Source organism: Thermus sp. FJN-A, from assembly GCF_054655095.1.
The window spans coordinates 1-293 of record NZ_BAAHSC010000029.1; the positions used below are offsets into that span (position 1 = coordinate 1).

The 293-nt window shown below is 73.0% G+C and carries 1 protein-coding gene; it reads left to right on the plus strand.

All coding sequences use genetic code 11. The features are described 5' to 3' along the window. On the plus strand, window positions 1-293 hold a 293-nt coding region (locus ACYQ0J_RS00140; RefSeq protein WP_460170222.1), incomplete at both ends, for a tyrosine-type recombinase/integrase.

A 293-nucleotide genomic window follows, 5' to 3' on the forward strand; every position in this document is an offset into this window, starting at 1 on the left:
GCGGCCTACCAGAACCGCTCCCCCCGGGTGGCCCTCCGGGACTGGGCCCTCCTCGCCTTCCTCTACGGCACAGGCCTCCGCCTCTCCGAGGCCCTGGCCCTGACCTACGCCGACCTCACCTATCAGGACGGCGTCCCCCACGCCATCCGGGTCCAGGGGAAGGGGGGGAAGGAGCGGATGGTGGTCCTCTCGCCCACGGCCCAGCGGGCCCTGCACCAGTGGCTGCGGCACCGGAACCTCGAGGGCCACCCCACGAGCCCCTACATCTGGAGCCACACCACGGGGCCCAACCG